Genomic DNA, 16,835 nt, shown 5'->3' with positions numbered 1-16,835 from the left:
ATTGGCACGCCACTTGCATCAGGCAGGATTAACCACCCACCGGCAGCCCCATGTCCGAGTCCGAAGACGGCGGCGAGCGTACCGAGCTTCCCACCGAAAAACGCCTGCGCGAAGCCCGCGAACAGGGCAACATCCCGCAATCGCGCGAGTTGTCCACGGCGGCGGTGTTCGGTGCCGGCGTGTTCGGCCTGATGGCCCTGGCCAGCGGCATCGGCGATGGCGCGGAGGCATGGATGAAAAACGCGCTCACGCCCGACCCGGCCATGCGGCAGAACCCGATGGCGTTGTTTGGCCATTTCGGCGACCTGTTGCTGCAGTTGCTGTGGGTGATGCTGCCGCTGATCGGCATCTGCCTGCTGGCTGGTCTGGTCGGGCCGCTGCTGATGAGCGGCCTGCATTTTTCCGGCAAGGCATTCATGCCCGACCTCAACAAGCTCAACCCGATGAACGGGGTCAAGCGCATGTGGGGCAGCAACAGCCTGGCCGAGCTGGTCAGGTCGGTGCTGCGCCTGCTGTTCGTGGCCCTGGCCGCCTGGCTGTGCTTCGCCGGCGGCCTGCAAGGCCTGCGCGAGCTGGTGAACCAATCGCTGGAACAGGCCGTCGGCAACGGCCTGGACTTCACCAAGAGCCTGCTGCTCTACACCGCCGGCGCCCTGGTGCTGCTGGCCGCCATCGATGCGCCGTACCAGAAGTGGAACTGGCTGCGGAAGCTGAAGATGACGCGCGAGGAGATCAAGCGCGAGATGAAGGAAAGCGAAGGCAGCCCGGAAGTAAAGGGCCGCATCCGCCAGATGCAGATGCAGATGTCGCAGCGCCAGATGATGGAAGCGGTGCCCAAGGCCGACGTGGTGCTGATGAACCCCACCCACTACGCGGTGGCGCTCAAGTACGAAGGCGGCAAGATGCGCGCCCCGATCGTGGTGGCCAAGGGCGTGGACGAAATGGCCTTCCGCATCCGCGAAGCCGGCGAACAGCACCGCGTGGCGATCGTCACCGCTCCGCCTTTGGCACGCGCCTTGTATAGGGAAGCCCAGATCGGCAAGGAAATTCCCGTGAGACTCTATTCGGTCGTGGCCCAGGTCCTGTCCTACGTCTACCAGCTACGCGGGTGGAACGGCGGCCCGATGCCGGAAGTGCCGTCGCTGGACGTGGATGAGTTCGGCAAGGGAGCCAGCGCATGAGTGCCCAACCCGCCCCGTTAAATGCCCGGCGCGTCATGGAGTTGCTGCGCAACGGCCTGGGCGCCCCGCTGGCGCTGATGGCCATGCTGGCCATGCTGATGGTGCCGCTGGCCGCACCGGTGCTGGATGCGTTGTTCACCTTCAACATCGCCATCTCGCTGATGGTGCTGCTGGCGGTGGTGTACGTGCAGCGCCCGCTGGAATTCACCATCTTTCCGATCGTGCTGTTGATGACCACGATGCTGCGGCTGGCGCTGAACGTCGCCTCCAGCCGCGTGATCCTCATCAATGGCCAGGACGGTCATGCCGCCGCCGGCAAGGTGATCGAGGCCTTCGGCCAGTTCGTGATCGGCGGCAACTACGCCGTGGGCATCGTGGTGTTCGCGATCCTGACCATCATCAACTTCGTGGTCATCACCAAGGGTGCCGGACGCGTGTCGGAAGTGACCGCGCGCTTCATCCTGGACGCCATGCCCGGCAAACAGATGGCCATCGACGCCGACCTCAACGCCGGTTTGCTGACGCGCGAGGAGGCCAAGGCCCGCCGCGAGGAAGTGCGTGAAGAAGCCGACTTCTACGGCGCGATGGACGGTGCCAACAAGTTCATCCGCGGCGACGCCATCGCCGCCATCCTGATCCTGTTCATCAACCTCATCGGCGGCATGGCGGTGGGCATGTTCCAGCACGGCATGTCGTTCGTGGATGCGGCGTCGACCTATACCCTGCTGTCCATCGGCGACGGCCTGGTGGCGCAGCTGCCGGCACTGCTGGTGTCCTCCTCGGTCGCCCTGCTGGTGACCCGCGCCTCGCGCGCGCAGGACATGCGCGGTGCCATGATTAGCCAGGTGTTTGGCCAGCACCGCGCCCTGGCGGTGGCGGCGGCCATCCTGGGCCTGGTCGGCCTGGTGCCGGGCATGCCCAACGTCGCGTTTTTGACGCTGGGTCTGATCCTGGGCGTGATCGCCTGGAAAATGTACAAGCGCAGCCTGGCCGCCCCGGCCGCCGGCGATGCCGCCACCGATCCGCAGGCCGCTGCCGCGGCCACCGCCGCCCAGGCCAGCTCGGAGCTGAGCTGGGACGAACTGCGCCCGATCGACCCGCTGGGCCTGGAAGTGGGCTACCGGCTGATCCCGCTGGTGGACAAGAACCAGGGCGGCGAACTGATGGCGCGCATCAAGGGCGTGCGCCGCAAGCTCACCCAGGACATCGGCTTCCTGGTGCCACCGGTGCATATCCGCGACAACCTGGAGCTGTCGGCCAACGCCTACCGGCTGCTGGTGCACGGCGTGCCGGTGGCCACCGCCGAGATCCATCCCGACCGCGAGCTGGCGCTGGACCCGGGCGGCGCGCTCGGCCAGCTGGACGGCATCCCCGGCAAGGACCCGGCGTTCGGCCTGGACGCTACCTGGATCCAGACGCACCAGCGCGCCTATGCCGAATCGATGGGCTACACCGTGGTCGACCCGGCGACCGTGGTTGCCACCCACCTGTCACACCTGATCCGCGAACACGCTCCCGAACTGCTCGGCCACGAAGAAGTGCAGCAACTGCTCGCCACCCTGGGCAAGACCGCGCCGAAGATGGTCGAAGACCTCACCCCGAAAGCCTTGCCGCTGTCGGTGGTGGTGCGCGTGCTGCAGAACCTGCTGATCGAGCGCATTCCGGTGCGCCAACTGCGCAAGATCGTCGAAGCCCTGGTCGAGCATGCCCCGCACAGCCAGGACCCGGCCACTCTCACCGCCGCAGTGCGCACCTCGCTGGGCCGCTTCATCGTGCAGGAGATCGCCGGCATGTCGGCCGAGCTGCCGGTGTTCACCCTGGCCCCGCAGCTGGAACGCGTGCTGCAGGACTCCACCCATGGCAACGGCGTGGCGCTGGAGCCGGGCCTGGCCGAACGACTGCATCAGAGCCTGGCCGATTGCGTGGGCAAGCAGGAAGCCCGCAACGAACCGGCGGTGGTGCTGGTGCCCGGCCAGGTGCGCGCGGCGCTGGCCCGCCTGGTCCGCCACAGCGTGCCCAGCCTGTCGGTGCTGGCCTACAGCGAAGTGCCGGAAGACAAGCGCCTGAAACTGGTCGGCACCATCAGCTGAGGCGGCAAGCCCGGCGCTGGCCAGGGTTCCCTTCGCGCTCCCCTCTCCGCCTGACGCACTTCGGTGCGTCCACTGCGGCCTCCTGTTGCTGCCCCACCGACGCGACCCGGCGCCTCTGGTTTCCGTGCTGGTCAGCCGTGGCCTACAGGGCAGTTGACGCCGCCGCGACGCCAGTTCCCGCCGCACTCATCTATGATGAACGCCGCTTGGACAAAGACCGCCTCCCGCTGGGCACCGGTGAGCGCGCGGAGGCAATCACACACGGAGATGGACGCATGGGTAGTAAGGGAAAGGCGGGCATTGCAGCGATGCTGTTGGTCCTTGCATTGGTCGCCGGGTTGTATCTGTCCGGTTACATGACGCTGATGCTGCTGAAATTGCAGGTGCCATTGAAGGCGACCACTTATCTGGACTACTGGAGGGCGCTGGACCTTCCGCAAGTGCAACCCTACGTCACCCGCATCAAGATCAGCGGCATCATCGGTTTCGGCCTGCCCCTTGTCACCTGGTTGCTGCTGTTGATTCCCGTGCTGAGAAAAAAACAGCAATCCCTGCATGGGCAAGCCAGCTTTGCCACTGTCGGTGATTTAAAGAAAGCCGGCATGCTGGAGAAAAAGCCGGAAAGCATCCTGGTCGGCAAGCTCGGTGGCCGCTATATCTATATCAATGGCGCGCTCCACGTCATCGTGGTGGCACCCACGCGCTCCGGCAAGACCACCTCCATTGCCATCCCCGTGTTGCTGACCTACCAACAATCCATGGTCGTACTCGACCTGAAAGGCGAGTTGTTCAAGGCCACCAGCGGATACCGGGCCTCGCAAGGCCAGAAGATCTATGTCTGGGCGCCTTACGCCACCAATGGCCAGACCCACCGTTTCAACCCATTGACCCTGGTACCCGAAGATCCGCGCGAACGCATCGCCTCCATCCAGACCATGGCCGCGATTCTGTATCCGGACGAACCGGGCAAAGACGCCTTCTGGGTCACCCAGGCGCGTACCGCGTTCACTGCATTCGCCTCTTATATGTTCGAGCGATGGGACAACATGAGAAACATGCAGTTCCCTGGCGTAGAAGATCCAAACACCAGCGAACTTTTCCCAAGCTTTGAGCGCATTTTACGCGTGTCAACCGGCGGCAGCGACGGCGAAAAAACCAGCGATATGCTGAAACGAATCCTCGCAAATAAAAACTACAACTACATCAGTCCACAGACGCGCTCCACCTTCAGTGCGCTGGCCGGCCTGGCGGAACAGACGTTCTCTTCGGTCATGGCCACCATGCAGGCGCCGTTGCAACAGTTCCTGAGCCCGATCCTGGCAGCCGCTACCAATGCCACCGATATCGACGTCACCGCCATCCGCAAGCGGCTCACCACCGTGTACGTCATCATCCCCACCCAGAAACTGGATGAAAGCAGCAAGCTGTTGAATATCTTCTTCAGCTCGGTGATCGGTAATAATCTCGATAAACAGCTCAACGAAGATCCCAAGCTCAAGTACCAGATGCTGATGCTGATGGACGAATTCACCGCCATGGGCCGGGTCGATGTCTGGTCCAAGCGCATCTCCATCTCTGCCAGCTATGGCGTGCGCGATTTGTGCATCATCCAGAGCCAGTCGCAGTTGCGTGCCACCTATGGCGCCGACGACGCACAGAACTTCATCACCAACCATGCCGCCAGCATCGTCTTCACCCCGCGCGAGCAGGAAGACGCCAACGCCTACAGCGACATGCTGGGATATACGACGATCCGCAAGCGTCACCGCTCCACCAGCAAGGGCGGCGGTGGCAGCAACGTGTCATACAACTTTACCGAAGAACGCCGCGCCCTGATGCTGCCGCAGGAGATCAAGGAGCTGCCCGGCAATGACGAACTGCTGTTCTTCGAAGGGAGCAAGCCGATCCGCTGCGAAAAGAACTGGTTCTTCAAGGATAAAGTGCTTAAAGGACATGCAGCTTCACCGCCTATCGAAATCAAGGCCATACAAAATCCACCACAAGCAACAGCTGTAGAATATGTCGTAAAAGCGAAGAGTACGAGAGTCGCTGCCGCGCTTAGCGATTAAATTTAATTAAAATCCATACCTCAGCCTGGGCCCTGCTGGTAATATTTTTTGCAACTTACAAATCAAAATTTAAATAGGCGAATCAAGATGCTGGCTTTCCGAAAAATTTCATTAATGATGCTCGCTTCATTTTTCTTTGCACTATCATGCAATGCCTCTGACAATGAATCTGTGCACAGCAATGCACCACCCGGGGTCAGCAACGACTTCATGGCTTGTGTCAGAAATTCAAAATTAGAGACTATTGCAGCTGCTGCGTGCATGAGTGCTGAAAAAAAAATATCAAGATGCAAGACTCAATAAATCATATAAAACACTACTCAATGCAGTTGACGAAAAATCTAAAAAACTTTTAGTAATGGCGGAGAGAGCTTGGCTGGAATCAAAAGTAAAAGATGAAACATTTGAAAACATCATTTATGGAGATGAGCAAGTAGACAACTTGCAACAGGGGCAAAACGAGATTTTCAGGATATGCGAAAGGGCAAATACCCTTGATAAATATCTGCACTTAGTGAAAAAATGAACTTAATATACAAAGCCCTCTCAACGCAACCCGAGATATGACAACGCAGCAATTAGTCGCCACCGAGAAATAAAGGCAAAATCCAAGAATGAGAAATTTGAGAATTACGCCACAAACCCAAGTCAATTAAACCTCAAAACAATGAAAATACAGCTCACCCGGCATTTATGAAAATCCAACTCACTGAATAATAACCAAACATCGCCACCAACCTGATTTCGAAATTAAATTAATGTTTTAACGTCAGCCCATGACTGCATACACTTACATGGTGAATTATGAAAACAATAAATTTTTTAATTATTGTCGTATTTTGCATAATCTCGTCATCATGCGGCGCACCTGACACTGCGCAGGCTACACTTATTCCTAAACAGGATCCCGCACGTAAGGAAACTCATTGGACCGCAGCACCAAATGAAATTCTACTCGCCTATCAAGAAACAAATTTATTCGGCGACGGGGACACAAGTGCTGTAGCAATCGTGCGGCGTAAGGATCTATCTGGCGCCGAGCCCCTCCCCTGCACACTGATGATCCTCAAGCGTAAGGGAAATACATTCTCTGTAACCGAGAAGAATGACAAGGTAGTTGACTGTATCTACAATGAAAATGCGCAAAACTCCTCCGATCTGAATGAAAATTTAGAAATAAAACCCCTGGAAATAAGCTATACAAATCAGCGCACTGGCGGTTATGACACCTATGAATTTAATTATTCTACCCAGAAAAATACATGGTATTTATCACAAGCCATTAGCACATTTTTTGAGGAAAACCAAAACACGGGTGAGAATGAACCATTTAGAGAATCCGTGAGATATCCGGAAAATTTGCACTTTATAACACTATCTGATTTCGATCCAATTAGCATAGAAAAAGAAATGAAGTCGCACAAGTCGCTAGCCAACTAAAAAAAGGGTAGCAAAATGCCTAATTTCAATAAAAGCTCAGCACCACTTCTTAAACGCGCAATTGACTCTGGAATCACCTCACCAACAGAGCTGTCCAATATTATGGGTAACGCCTCTGTAGAAACCAGAAACTTTACCACAATGCATGAAGATCTGAATTACAAATCAGTTGCCGCGATAGAAAATGCATCGCGCTCCGCAAATAAGCGATTTACAGAGGATCAAATAAAAGATGCAGTAGATAGCGGAAAACCAAGCGAGGTAGCTAAGATTTTATACGAAGACAGAAAAGATTTAGGTAACACGGAACCTGGTGATGGCTATAGATATCACGGGAGGGGGTACTTTCAATATACGGGACGAAATAACTACGAGACATTTGGTAAAAAGTTCGACGTCGACTTGGCTGGAAATCCAGATTTGGCAGCAGACCCAGAGACTTCCGCAAAATTAGCAATTGCATATTGGAAAGACAGGGTACCAGAGAACGAACGCTCTGATGCACGTGCAGCCGGTCAGAGAATTAACGGCGGACATAATGGTGCAGATGCACGCGTAAGACTCTCAGAAGATTGGTCAAAAAGAATTACACCTGAGCTTGTGGAAGATATACGAAGCGGGAAAATCACTCTTGAAAAACTTGAGGAGGAAAAAACCGTTGAAAGTCAAAATTGGGTTAAATCAATAAAGTTAGGTGCGCATGGAGAAGCAGTAGGCACCTTGCAAACTGATTTAGCTGCGCTCGGCTACACGGATAGTCGGGGACGACCCTTGCATGCGGACAAAGACTTTGGCCGTGATACCGATACCGCATTGAAAACCTTCCAGCGCGACCATGGACTAAAGCAGGACGGCATTGCTGGACCCGCCACCCTGAAGGCCATACACGAACAATGTCAACAGCAAGCAATTGACTCTCCGACATCTCAGGTGTCCAATCACACCCCCTTGTTTGCGGACAGTGATCCGAGAAACAAGAGCCACGCAAATCACGCCCTGTATAATGAACTGCATCAACGTATCCCAGAGGCATCAGAAAACCGGTTATTACAGTTCACTGCCGCTTGCCATTCGAACAACATCACCGCAAATACTCTTTCAACGATTCACCTGAACGAAGCAGCCATGAACATTGGTTTCGCTGGAAGCGGCCCGCTATCAAGTCCTGTCTTCGTCGACCTGAACACCAAGTCACCTCAGCCGGAGCAATCCATCCAGCAGATTCAACAATATAATCAACAACAGGTACAAATGACAACACAGACTCAAGCACAAAATGCGCAACTGAACGCCCCGACGCAATAATAGCTTTCGGTACAGAAAATCGTCTTGCCATGGAAAAATCAGGATTATCCGATGAGAAAATATCAACGCCGGGCAGCACACAATCAATAATATTGCTACATCAGTATATAACTTTCCTGACGGGACATTATCACGCCAGAGTTTCGCCACCTCATGGAATTTATTCGGATTCGTAAAGAAATAAAAAAGAATTTAGGGTGGCGCTTTTCAGATGAAGTAGGACAAGCGTCGCCAAAGTAATCACACACGGAGATAGACGCATGGGTAGTAAGGGAAAGGCGGGCATTGCAGCGATGCTGTTGGTCCTTGCATTGGTCGCCGGGTTGTATCTGGCCGGTTACATGACGCTGATGCTGCTGAAATTGCAGGTGCCATTGAAGGCGACCACTTATCTGGACTACTGGAGGGCGCTGGACCTTCCGCAAGTGCAACCCTACGTCACCCGCATCAAGATCAGCGGCATCATCGGCTTCGGCCTGCCCTTTATCGCTTGGTTGCTGCTGTTGATTCCCGTGCTGAGAAAAAAACAGCAATCCCTGCATGGGCAAGCCAGCTTTGCCACTGTCGGTGATCTCAAGAAAGCCGGCATGCTGGAGAAAAAGCCGGAAAGCATCCTGGTCGGCAAGCTCGGTGGCCGTTATATCTACATCAACGGCGCGCTCCACGTCATCGTGGTGGCACCCACGCGCTCCGGCAAGACCACCTCCATTGCCATCCCCGTGTTGCTGACCTACCAACAATCCATGGTCGTGCTCGACCTGAAAGGCGAGTTGTTCAAGGCCACCAGCGGATACCGGGCCTCGCAAGGTCAGAAGATCTATGTCTGGGCACCTTACGCCACCAATGGCCAGACCCATCGTTTCAACCCATTGACCCTGGTACCCGAAGATCCGCGCGAGCGCATCGCCTCCATCCAGACCATGGCCGCGATCCTGTATCCGGACGAGCCCGGCAAAGACGCCTTCTGGGTCACCCAGGCGCGTACCGCATTCACCGCATTCGCCTCCTATATGTTCGAGAACTGGCACGACATGCGAAGTTCTGGATTTCCAGGCGTGGAAGACCCCAACACAAGCAGCCTGTTTCCCAGCTTCGAACGCATCCTGCGCTTCTCCACCGGCGGCAATAATGGAGAGAACACGGCCGAATTGCTGAAAAAAATCATCACCACCAAGAATTTCAGCTTCATCAGCCCACAGACGCGCTCCACCTTCAGTGCGCTGGCCGGCCTGGCGGAACAGACGTTCTCTTCGGTCATGGCCACCATGCAGGCGCCGTTGCAACAGTTCCTGAGCCCGATCCTGGCAGCCGCCACCAACGCCACCGATATCGACGTCACCGCCATCCGCAAGCGGCTTACCACCGTGTACGTCATCATCCCCACCCAGAAACTGGATGAAAGCAGCAAGCTGTTGAATATCTTCTTCAGCTCGGTGATCGGTAATAATCTCGATAAACAGCTCAACGAAGATCCCAAGCTCAAATACCAGATGCTGATGCTGATGGACGAATTCACCGCCATGGGCCGGGTCGATGTCTGGTCCAAGCGCATCTCCATCTCTGCCAGCTATGGCGTACGCGATTTGTGCATCATCCAGAGCCAGTCGCAGTTGCGTGCCACCTATGGCGCCGACGACGCGCAGAACTTCATCACCAACCATGCCGCCAGCATCGTCTTCACCCCGCGCGAGCAGGAAGACGCCAACGCCTACAGCGACATGCTGGGATATACGACGATCCGCAAGCGTCACCGCTCCACCAGCAAGGGCGGCGGCGGCAGCAACGTGTCATACAACTTTACCGAAGAGCGCCGCGCCCTGATGCTGCCGCAGGAGATCAAGGAGCTGCCCGGCAACGACGAACTGCTGTTCTTCGAAGGGAGCAAGCCGATCCGCTGCGAGAAGAACTGGTTCTTCAAGGACTCGGTCTTGAAGAAGCGCATCATGGACCCGGTGGCGATTCCGGCATTGGCATTGGACGACAACGCCAGGCCATAGCGCATCGCGCTGCATCGTCTACCGGTTGCGTCGCTCTATCCGGGGATCGCAAGTGACCTCACTCCTGCCAGCGCCATCGCGCAGGCTGGGCGGGTTGGTGGCGCAATCGGAGGGAATGGGCCGGACAGGACGGGCTGGATGCCTCTGGTGACCTGGCCCAATGCGCGCACCCAGCTCGTACAGGCACAAGGCGGCGTGCCATGTCGACGCTGCAAACCAACCTGATCCGGCGGGGCAGTGATGGCCACCTCGCCGGGCCGATGCGCGTACCGCGTCAGAAATCCAGCGCAGCGCCGATGCCCGAACCGGTCGCCCCACCCACGTCCAGCACCGACACGGCGCACCCTCCCGCAGCGGCGGAAAGCTGACCGTTCCGGCACTGGCAACGCCTGCCCCCTGATCCCCCCGCCTGGCGTGCCGACGTCGTGAAGGCGCAACGCCTTCTTCAAGCAATCGCCTGACCGCCGCCGCCAGCGGTCGATCCACCTGCCCTGCGTCCCATGCGGTTCCCGCGCCGGAAACCCGGCACTGCGGTGTTTGGCACGCCGCATGCATTAGCCCTGGCGAGACCGCAGCCAGCACCACCGCTACGGGGTCGATGGCAGGACTTGGAACTACCAACGGGACAGGCAACTCATGACGCTGGCAACACACCCACATTCATCGCGCACCCGTCCGGCGTCCGGCGGGTCCTGTTCCTGGAGGTACCTGGCATGAAGATCAAACGCTTTGTCGCCCCGGACATGCGCACTGCATTCCGCATGGTACGCGAGGAACACGGCCCGGATGCCGTGATCCTGTCCAACCGTCGCACCGCCGAAGGCATCGAGATCGTCGCCGCCAGCAACTACGACGAAGAGCTGGTGCAGCGCGCCCTGGAAACCGCCCGCGACACCCCGGCCACCACTGTGCCGGTGCAGCAGGCACCCGTGCAGCAGGCACCGGCACCGGTTGTCGCCCGCCCCGCCGCGCCAGTCCATGCCCCGCTGAAGCCGACCGCCGAGACCGGCATGAGCCACCGCCAGCGCGTGGCCAACGCCGCCGAAGACATGATCGCGGCCATGGCCCTGCGCCAGCCGGCCAGCGTGCCGCGCCAGCCGCCGGTCGCTCCCCCGATCCGCAGCGCCGCACCGATGCCGGCCGTGCAGGAACTGGCCGCCCCGGTCGTGCAGCGCCAGGAACACGCGTTGTCGGCAGTGCCGGAACAGCTGTTCGCCGACTTCCTGACCACCGCCCCGGTGCCGCGCCCGGCCGCGCCGGTGCAGGCCGCGAGCCCGGCCATGGCTGCCGCCCCCGCCTATGCTGGCCAGGGCCAGGACGACGACGCGTTCGCCGACGCGGCCGACTTCGATCTGGACGAGGCCCTGCCGCAGATCCTGCCGCCGGCCGCCTTGCCACCGATCGTGGTCGCCCCGCCGGCCCCCGCTGCGCTGGCCGCCGTGCCGGTGGCTGCCGCGCCGATCCCGCAGAACGACGAAGAACTCAAGCAACTGCGCGGCGAGCTGGCGCTAATGCGGCAGATGATCGAGCGCGAAATGAACCGCCTCACCGACGAGCGCCTGCGCGGCTCCCCGGTGCGCGCGCAGACGCTGGAACTGATGGACGACTACGGCTTCGACGCCGGCCTCACCCGCGACGTGGCCCTGCAGATCCCGGCCGATACCGAATTGCACCGCGGCCGCGGACTGATGCTGGGCCTGCTGTCCAAGCGCCTGCCGGTGACCCCGATCGACCCGCTGGAACGCGGCGGGGTGATCGCCCTGGTCGGCCCGACCGGTGCCGGCAAGACCACCACCATCGCCAAGCTGGCGCAGCGCTTCGCCGCCCAGCACGCCCCCCGCGACGTGGCCCTGGTCACCACCGACACCCTGCGCGTCGGCGGCCGCGAGCAGCTGCACAGCTACGGCCGCCAGCTCGGCATCGCGGTGCACGAGGCCGACAGCGCCGAAAGCCTGCTCGCCCTGCTGGAGCGCCTGCGCGACTACAAGCTGGTGCTGATCGACACCGCCGGCATGGGCCAGCGCGATCGCGCCCTGGCCGCCCAGCTGAACTGGCTACGCGCCGCCCAGCAAGTCACCTCGCTGCTGGTGCTGCCCGCCAACTCCCATTTCGCCGACCTCGACGAGGTCGTGCGCCGCTTTGCCCACGCCAAGCCCCAGGGCGTGGTGCTGACCAAACTCGACGAGACCGGCCGCTTCGGCAGTGCCCTGTCGGTGGTGGTCGATCACCAACTACCCATCACCTGGGTGACTGACGGACAGCGGGTCCCCGACGACCTGCACCGCGCCAATGCCGCCAGTCTCGTTCTTCGCCTTGAAGATTTACGGCGCGCTGCCGATAAGCCCTGTACTCCGGAGCACAACCATGCAGTCGCGTGAATACGCAAAGCTGACCAACGCCTTCCCCCTGTCGGCAACCCGTCCCGAGCCCCTGGGCCCGGTGCGCACCATTGCCGTGACCGGTGGCAAGGGTGGCGTGGGCAAGACCAACATCTCCGCCAACCTGGCCGTGGCACTTGCCGACATGGGCAAGCGCACGCTGCTGCTGGACGCCGATCTTGGCCTGGCCAACCTGGACGTGGTGCTGGGGCTTTCACCCAAGTACACCCTGGCCGACCTGATCGCCGGCCGTTGCACGCTGGATGAAGTCATCATCGAAGGCCCCGGCGGCGTGCTGGTGGTGCCGGCCGCCTCCGGCCGCCGCCACATGGCCGAACTGGCCCCCGCCCAGCACATCGGCCTGGTCAATGTGTTCTCCGAGCTGGAGCGCGATCTGGACGTGATGGTCATCGACACCGCCGCCGGCATCACCGACAGCGTGCTGACCTTCTGCCAGGCCGCCCAGGACACCGTGGTGGTGGTCTGCGATGAACCGGCCTCGATCACCGATGCCTACGCACTCATCAAGGTGCTCTCGCGCGAACGCGGCGTGGACCGCCTGCAGATCATCGCCAACATGGTGCGCGACCCCAACGAGGGCCGCCTGCTGTACGACAAGCTCTCCCGCGTCTGCGAGAAATTCCTCGGCGATGTCTCGCTGAACTACCTCGGCCATGTGCCGCAGGACGACTGGTTGCGCCTGTCGGTGCAGCGCCAGCAACCCGTCATCAAGGCCTACCCTGCCAGTCCGTCGGCGCAGGCCATTGCAGAAATCGCTCGCCGTACCTCGCGCTGGCAGGCCCCCACCGTGCCGCGCGGCAACGTCGAGTTCTTTGTCGAACGCATCATCCAACGGGGAGTGGCCGCATGAGTACCGCCACCGCAACGACCGCCACCGCGCAATACCGTGCCGTCCAACGCAACAACGCCAACGACGTGGTGACCCTGCACGCCGACCTGGTGCGCCGCATCGCCCACCACCTGGCTGCCCGCCTGCCGGCGAGCGTGGAAGTGGACGACCTGATCCAGTCCGGCATGATCGGCCTGATCGAAGCCTCGCGCAGCTACGACTCCGAGCAGGGTGCCTCGTTCGAGACCTATGCCTCGATCCGGATCCGCGGCTCGATGATCGACGAGATCCGCCGTGGCGACTGGGTGCCGCGTTCGGTGCACCGCCGTGCCCGCGATGCCGCCGCCGCCGTGCGCAAGATCGAACAGAACACCGGCCGTGCCGCCGCCGCCACCGAAGTGGCCGCCGCGATGGAGATGCCGCTGCCCGACTACCTGCGCCTGATGGAAGACGCCGCACGCGGCCAGGTGCTGAGCCTGGAATCGCGCATCGAAGATCACGGCGAGCTGGACACCACCGCCAAAGGCGGGCCCAATCCGCAGCAGATGATGGAACGGGGCGAATTCGGCCGCGAGCTGGGCAAGGCCATCGGCCAATTGCCCGAGCGCGAGCAACTGGTGCTGTCGCTGTACTACGAACAGGAATTGAACCTGAAGGAAATCGGCGCCGTACTCGGTGTCAGCGAATCGCGCGTCTGCCAGATCCACGGCCAGGCCGTGGTGCGCTTGCGCGGCCGCCTCAAGGTATTCGAACTGGCCGATGCCGGTGTCGAAAATGACGATTGATTTTTTCGCGTATTTTTCGTGTTAGGAGCTTGATGTGAACAAGAACATGCGGATCCTGATCGTGGACGACTTCTCGACAATGCGACGCATCGTCAAGAATCTGTTGGCAGATCTTGGCTTCACCAACACCGCAGAGGCCGAGGATGGCAACAGCGCGCTGGCTGCGCTGCGCGCAGGTCCGTTCGATTTCGTGGTGACGGACTGGAACATGCCCGGCATGACCGGCATCGACCTGCTGCGCAACATCCGCGCCGACGCCAAGCTCAAGCACCTGCCGGTGATGATGGTGACCGCCGAAGCCAAGCGCGAGCAGATCATCGAAGCCGCCCAGTGCGGCGTGAACGGCTACATCATCAAACCGTTCACCGCGCAAACGCTGGAAGAGAAGCTGGGCAAGGTGTTCGAACGTCTGACGGCGACCGCCTGATGAACGCCACCGTCGAAGCCGATGCCGAACGTGCCGCGCTGATCGAACGCCTGCAACACGCGCTCGATGCACTGGAAAGCGGTGACCAGGTTGCCTGGCGGCGCGAGGTCGATCACCTCGCCGCCCTGCGCACGCGCCCGATGATGCAGAGCCTGAGCCGGCTCGCCCGCGAACTGGGACAGGCCCTGGGCGAACTGCCCACCGTGCCCGACGAGGCCGGCGAACTGGACGATGCCTGCTCGCGCCTGGACCATGTGGTGGAGATGACCGAGAAGGCCAGCCACCGCACCCTGGACCTGGTCGAGGAATGCCGCGTGCTGGCCAACCAGCTGCGCGACGGCGGCCTCAATCAGGACCAGGCCGCGCTATTGGACAAGATGCGCCACAACCTGACCGAACTGTCGCTGGCGCAGAGCTACCAGGACCTCAGCGGGCAGATCATCCGCCGCGTGGCCGGGATCGTGCGCCGCGTGCATGAGGGCTTCGGTGCGCTCGGCCTGCCGCCGAAGAGTACCGAACCGAAGAACGACGACGGCGGTCTTGCCGGCCCCGCCATCAAGGGCCTGGACCGTCATGCGGTGTCGCAGGACGACGCCGACGATTTGCTGTCCGGATTGGGGTTGTAACCATGAGTGCTGTTCCAGACGATATTGCTGCCGATTTCATCGTCGAGGCCCAGGAAATCCTGGACCGCCTCGGCGAACAGCTGGTGTCGCTGGAACAGGCACCAGACGAAGCCGACCAGCTCAACGCGGTGTTCCGCGGTTTCCACACCCTCAAGGGCGGCGCCGGCTTCCTGGCGATCAAACCCATGGTGGAGCTGTGCCACGCCGCCGAGGAAACTCTCGGCATGGCGCGCTCTGGCCAGGCGGTGTTGCAGGCGCATCACTTCGATGCCGCGCAGCAGTCGCTGGATTATCTGCAGGCCATGTTGGATGCGATGGGCTCGGGTGAACCCGTGCCGCACGCACCGGCCACGCTGATTGCGCAATTCGATGCCAAGAGCGGCCCGCCGGCGGTCAAGTCCGTGCCCAAAGGCGCCACCGCACCGGCGCACGACGCCCACGCACCCGCTGCGCCCGGTGCCAAGGCCGGCCCCAAGGCCGCAGCCAAGGCCGGTGCCGAGGCCGAGCAGACCGTGCGCGTGGACACCAAGCGGCTGGACGCCATCGTCAACCTCATCGGCGAACTGGTGCTCTCGCGCAACCGCCTGAAGACCTTGCGCACCCGCCTGCGCGATGAAGAACTCGACCGCGCGGTGAGCACGCTGGACATCGCCACTGCGCGCCTGCAGACCGCGGTCATGCGTACCCGCATGCAGCCGGTGAGCAAGGTCTTCGCGCGCTTTCCGAAGGTGGCGCGCGATGTCGCGCGCACCCTGTCCAAGGAAGTGGAACTGGAACTGATCGGCGCCGAGACGGAACTGGACCGCAACCTGGTCGAAGCCCTGGCCGACCCCTTGGTGCACCTGGTGCGCAACGCCATCGACCACGGCATCGAATCGCCGGCCCTGCGCGAAGCCACCGGCAAACCGCGTAGCGGCCATGTGCGCCTGTCCGCGCAGCAGGAAGGCGATTACGTCAGTATCGAAATCCAGGACGACGGCGCCGGCATCGACCCCGAGCGGCTGCGCGAGATCGCCCGCAACAAGGGCCTGATCGACGCCGAGGCCGCCGCCCGCCTGAGCACCGACGAATGCCTGCATCTGATCTTCATGCCGGGCTTTTCCACCAAGGTCGAGGTCACCGACATCTCCGGCCGTGGCGTGGGCATGGACGTGGTGCAGTCGCGCATCCGCGAATTGAGTGGTCAGATCCAGATCCAGTCCGAACTGGGCCGCGGCAGCCGCTTCATGATCCGCGTCCCGCTGACCCTGGCGATCCTGCCCACGCTGCTGGTGCAGGCCGGCGAAGCCGTCTACGCCTTGCCGTTGGCACGCGTGGTCGAAGTGCTGCACGCCCCGCAGACCTCGCTGGGCTGGTTCGACGGCCGCGCCGTGCTCGACCGCCGCTCGCATACCCTGCCCCTGATCGACCTGCGCCGCTGGCTGGGCGTGCCCGCCGAACAGCCGCCGCTGCTGACCGTGGTGCTGCTGCAGGCCGGCGAAACCCGCTTCGGCCTGGTGGTGGACCAGGTGCGCGGCCGCGAGGAGGTGGTCATTAAACCGCTACCACGCGCCCTGCGCGGCCTGCCCGGCTACGCCGGCGCCACGCTGATCGGCGACGGCCGCATGGCCTTGATCCTGGATGTGGATGGATTGCGCTCCAGCGATCATTGATATTCGGGATTCGGGATTCGGGATTCGGGATTGGG

General features: G+C 60.8%; 15 protein-coding genes. 14 read left to right on the top strand and 1 reads right to left on the bottom strand.

Annotated features, from left to right (window positions below; translation table 11 throughout):
• Window positions 1-50 precede the first annotated feature (50 nt).
• From flhB to ACCQ13_RS08380, 3 genes are all read left to right on the top strand, one after another.
• Window positions 51-1,181, top strand: a complete 1,131-nt coding sequence (flhB, locus tag ACCQ13_RS08390) for a flagellar biosynthesis protein FlhB (RefSeq protein WP_104605206.1) — start codon at window positions 51-53, stop codon at window positions 1,179-1,181.
• On the top strand, window positions 1,178-3,271 hold the full coding sequence (gene flhA, locus ACCQ13_RS08385; RefSeq protein WP_104605207.1) for a flagellar biosynthesis protein FlhA: 2,094 nt from the start codon (window positions 1,178-1,180) through the stop codon (window positions 3,269-3,271). Before flhB ends, flhA begins: the two co-directional genes overlap by 4 nt.
• A gap of 275 nt (window positions 3,272-3,546) precedes the next feature.
• Window positions 3,547-5,340, top strand: coding sequence for a type IV secretory system conjugative DNA transfer family protein (locus tag ACCQ13_RS08380; protein WP_159406997.1), 1,794 nt, complete (start codon window positions 3,547-3,549; stop codon window positions 5,338-5,340).
• Window positions 5,341-5,402: 62 nt separating this feature from the next.
• Here the strand turns inward: ACCQ13_RS08380 and ACCQ13_RS08375 are convergent, their stop codons facing one another.
• The gene (locus tag ACCQ13_RS08375) at window positions 5,403-5,552 is read right to left on the bottom strand and encodes a hypothetical protein (RefSeq protein ID WP_159406996.1); all 150 of its coding nucleotides are present in this window, start codon (window positions 5,550-5,552) and stop codon (window positions 5,403-5,405) included.
• Window positions 5,553-5,605: 53 nt separating this feature from the next.
• Here ACCQ13_RS08375 and ACCQ13_RS08370 point away from each other — a divergent pair, with 53 nt between their 5' ends.
• The 11 genes from ACCQ13_RS08370 (at window position 5,606) to ACCQ13_RS08320 (ending at window position 16,800) form a co-directional block, all read left to right on the top strand.
• Entirely contained in the window at window positions 5,606-5,866 is a 261-nt protein-coding gene (locus tag ACCQ13_RS08370) for a lysozyme inhibitor LprI family protein (RefSeq protein ID WP_159406995.1), read from the top strand.
• A gap of 278 nt (window positions 5,867-6,144) precedes the next feature.
• The gene (locus tag ACCQ13_RS08365; RefSeq protein WP_159406994.1) at window positions 6,145-6,780 is read left to right on the top strand and encodes a hypothetical protein; all 636 of its coding nucleotides are present in this window, start codon (window positions 6,145-6,147) and stop codon (window positions 6,778-6,780) included.
• 15 nt (window positions 6,781-6,795) lie between these two features.
• Window positions 6,796-8,085, top strand: coding sequence for a peptidoglycan-binding protein (locus tag ACCQ13_RS08360; RefSeq protein ID WP_159406993.1), 1,290 nt, complete (start codon window positions 6,796-6,798; stop codon window positions 8,083-8,085).
• Between the two features lie 260 nt (window positions 8,086-8,345).
• On the top strand, window positions 8,346-10,082 hold the full coding sequence (locus ACCQ13_RS08355; RefSeq protein ID WP_104605208.1) for a type IV secretory system conjugative DNA transfer family protein: 1,737 nt from the start codon (window positions 8,346-8,348) through the stop codon (window positions 10,080-10,082).
• 200 nt (window positions 10,083-10,282) lie between these two features.
• Window positions 10,283-10,450: a hypothetical protein gene (locus ACCQ13_RS08350; protein ID WP_159406992.1), complete on the top strand. Its 168-nt coding sequence runs from the start codon at window positions 10,283-10,285 to the stop codon at window positions 10,448-10,450.
• A gap of 345 nt (window positions 10,451-10,795) precedes the next feature.
• On the top strand, window positions 10,796-12,460 hold the full coding sequence (flhF, locus tag ACCQ13_RS08345) for a flagellar biosynthesis GTPase FlhF (protein ID WP_159406991.1): 1,665 nt from the start codon (window positions 10,796-10,798) through the stop codon (window positions 12,458-12,460).
• Window positions 12,447-13,331 (top strand): MinD/ParA family protein, encoded by an 885-nt coding sequence (locus ACCQ13_RS08340; protein ID WP_010374294.1) that lies wholly within the window; start codon window positions 12,447-12,449, stop codon window positions 13,329-13,331. The genes flhF and ACCQ13_RS08340 overlap by 14 nt, the downstream gene beginning before the upstream one ends.
• Window positions 13,328-14,095, top strand: coding sequence for an RNA polymerase sigma factor FliA (locus ACCQ13_RS08335; protein ID WP_159406990.1), 768 nt, complete (start codon window positions 13,328-13,330; stop codon window positions 14,093-14,095). The genes ACCQ13_RS08340 and ACCQ13_RS08335 overlap by 4 nt, the downstream gene beginning before the upstream one ends.
• A gap of 34 nt (window positions 14,096-14,129) precedes the next feature.
• Complete coding sequence (gene cheY, locus ACCQ13_RS08330) at window positions 14,130-14,522, top strand: chemotaxis response regulator CheY (RefSeq protein ID WP_167526872.1); 393 nt, start codon at window positions 14,130-14,132, stop codon at window positions 14,520-14,522.
• The gene (locus ACCQ13_RS08325) at window positions 14,522-15,148 is read left to right on the top strand and encodes a protein phosphatase CheZ (RefSeq protein WP_159406989.1); all 627 of its coding nucleotides are present in this window, start codon (window positions 14,522-14,524) and stop codon (window positions 15,146-15,148) included. The genes cheY and ACCQ13_RS08325 overlap by 1 nt, the downstream gene beginning before the upstream one ends.
• Before the next feature lie 2 nt (window positions 15,149-15,150).
• Window positions 15,151-16,800, top strand: coding sequence for a chemotaxis protein CheA (locus ACCQ13_RS08320; protein WP_104605216.1), 1,650 nt, complete (start codon window positions 15,151-15,153; stop codon window positions 16,798-16,800).
• Window positions 16,801-16,835: the final 35 nt, after the last annotated feature.

This window comes from Xanthomonas sp. NCPPB 1638, assembly GCF_041475635.2.
Taxonomy (GTDB): domain Bacteria; phylum Pseudomonadota; class Gammaproteobacteria; order Xanthomonadales; family Xanthomonadaceae; genus Xanthomonas; species Xanthomonas cucurbitae.
Note: the sequence above shows the minus strand (reverse complement) of the source record. Positions and strands in the feature narration are given on the sequence as shown.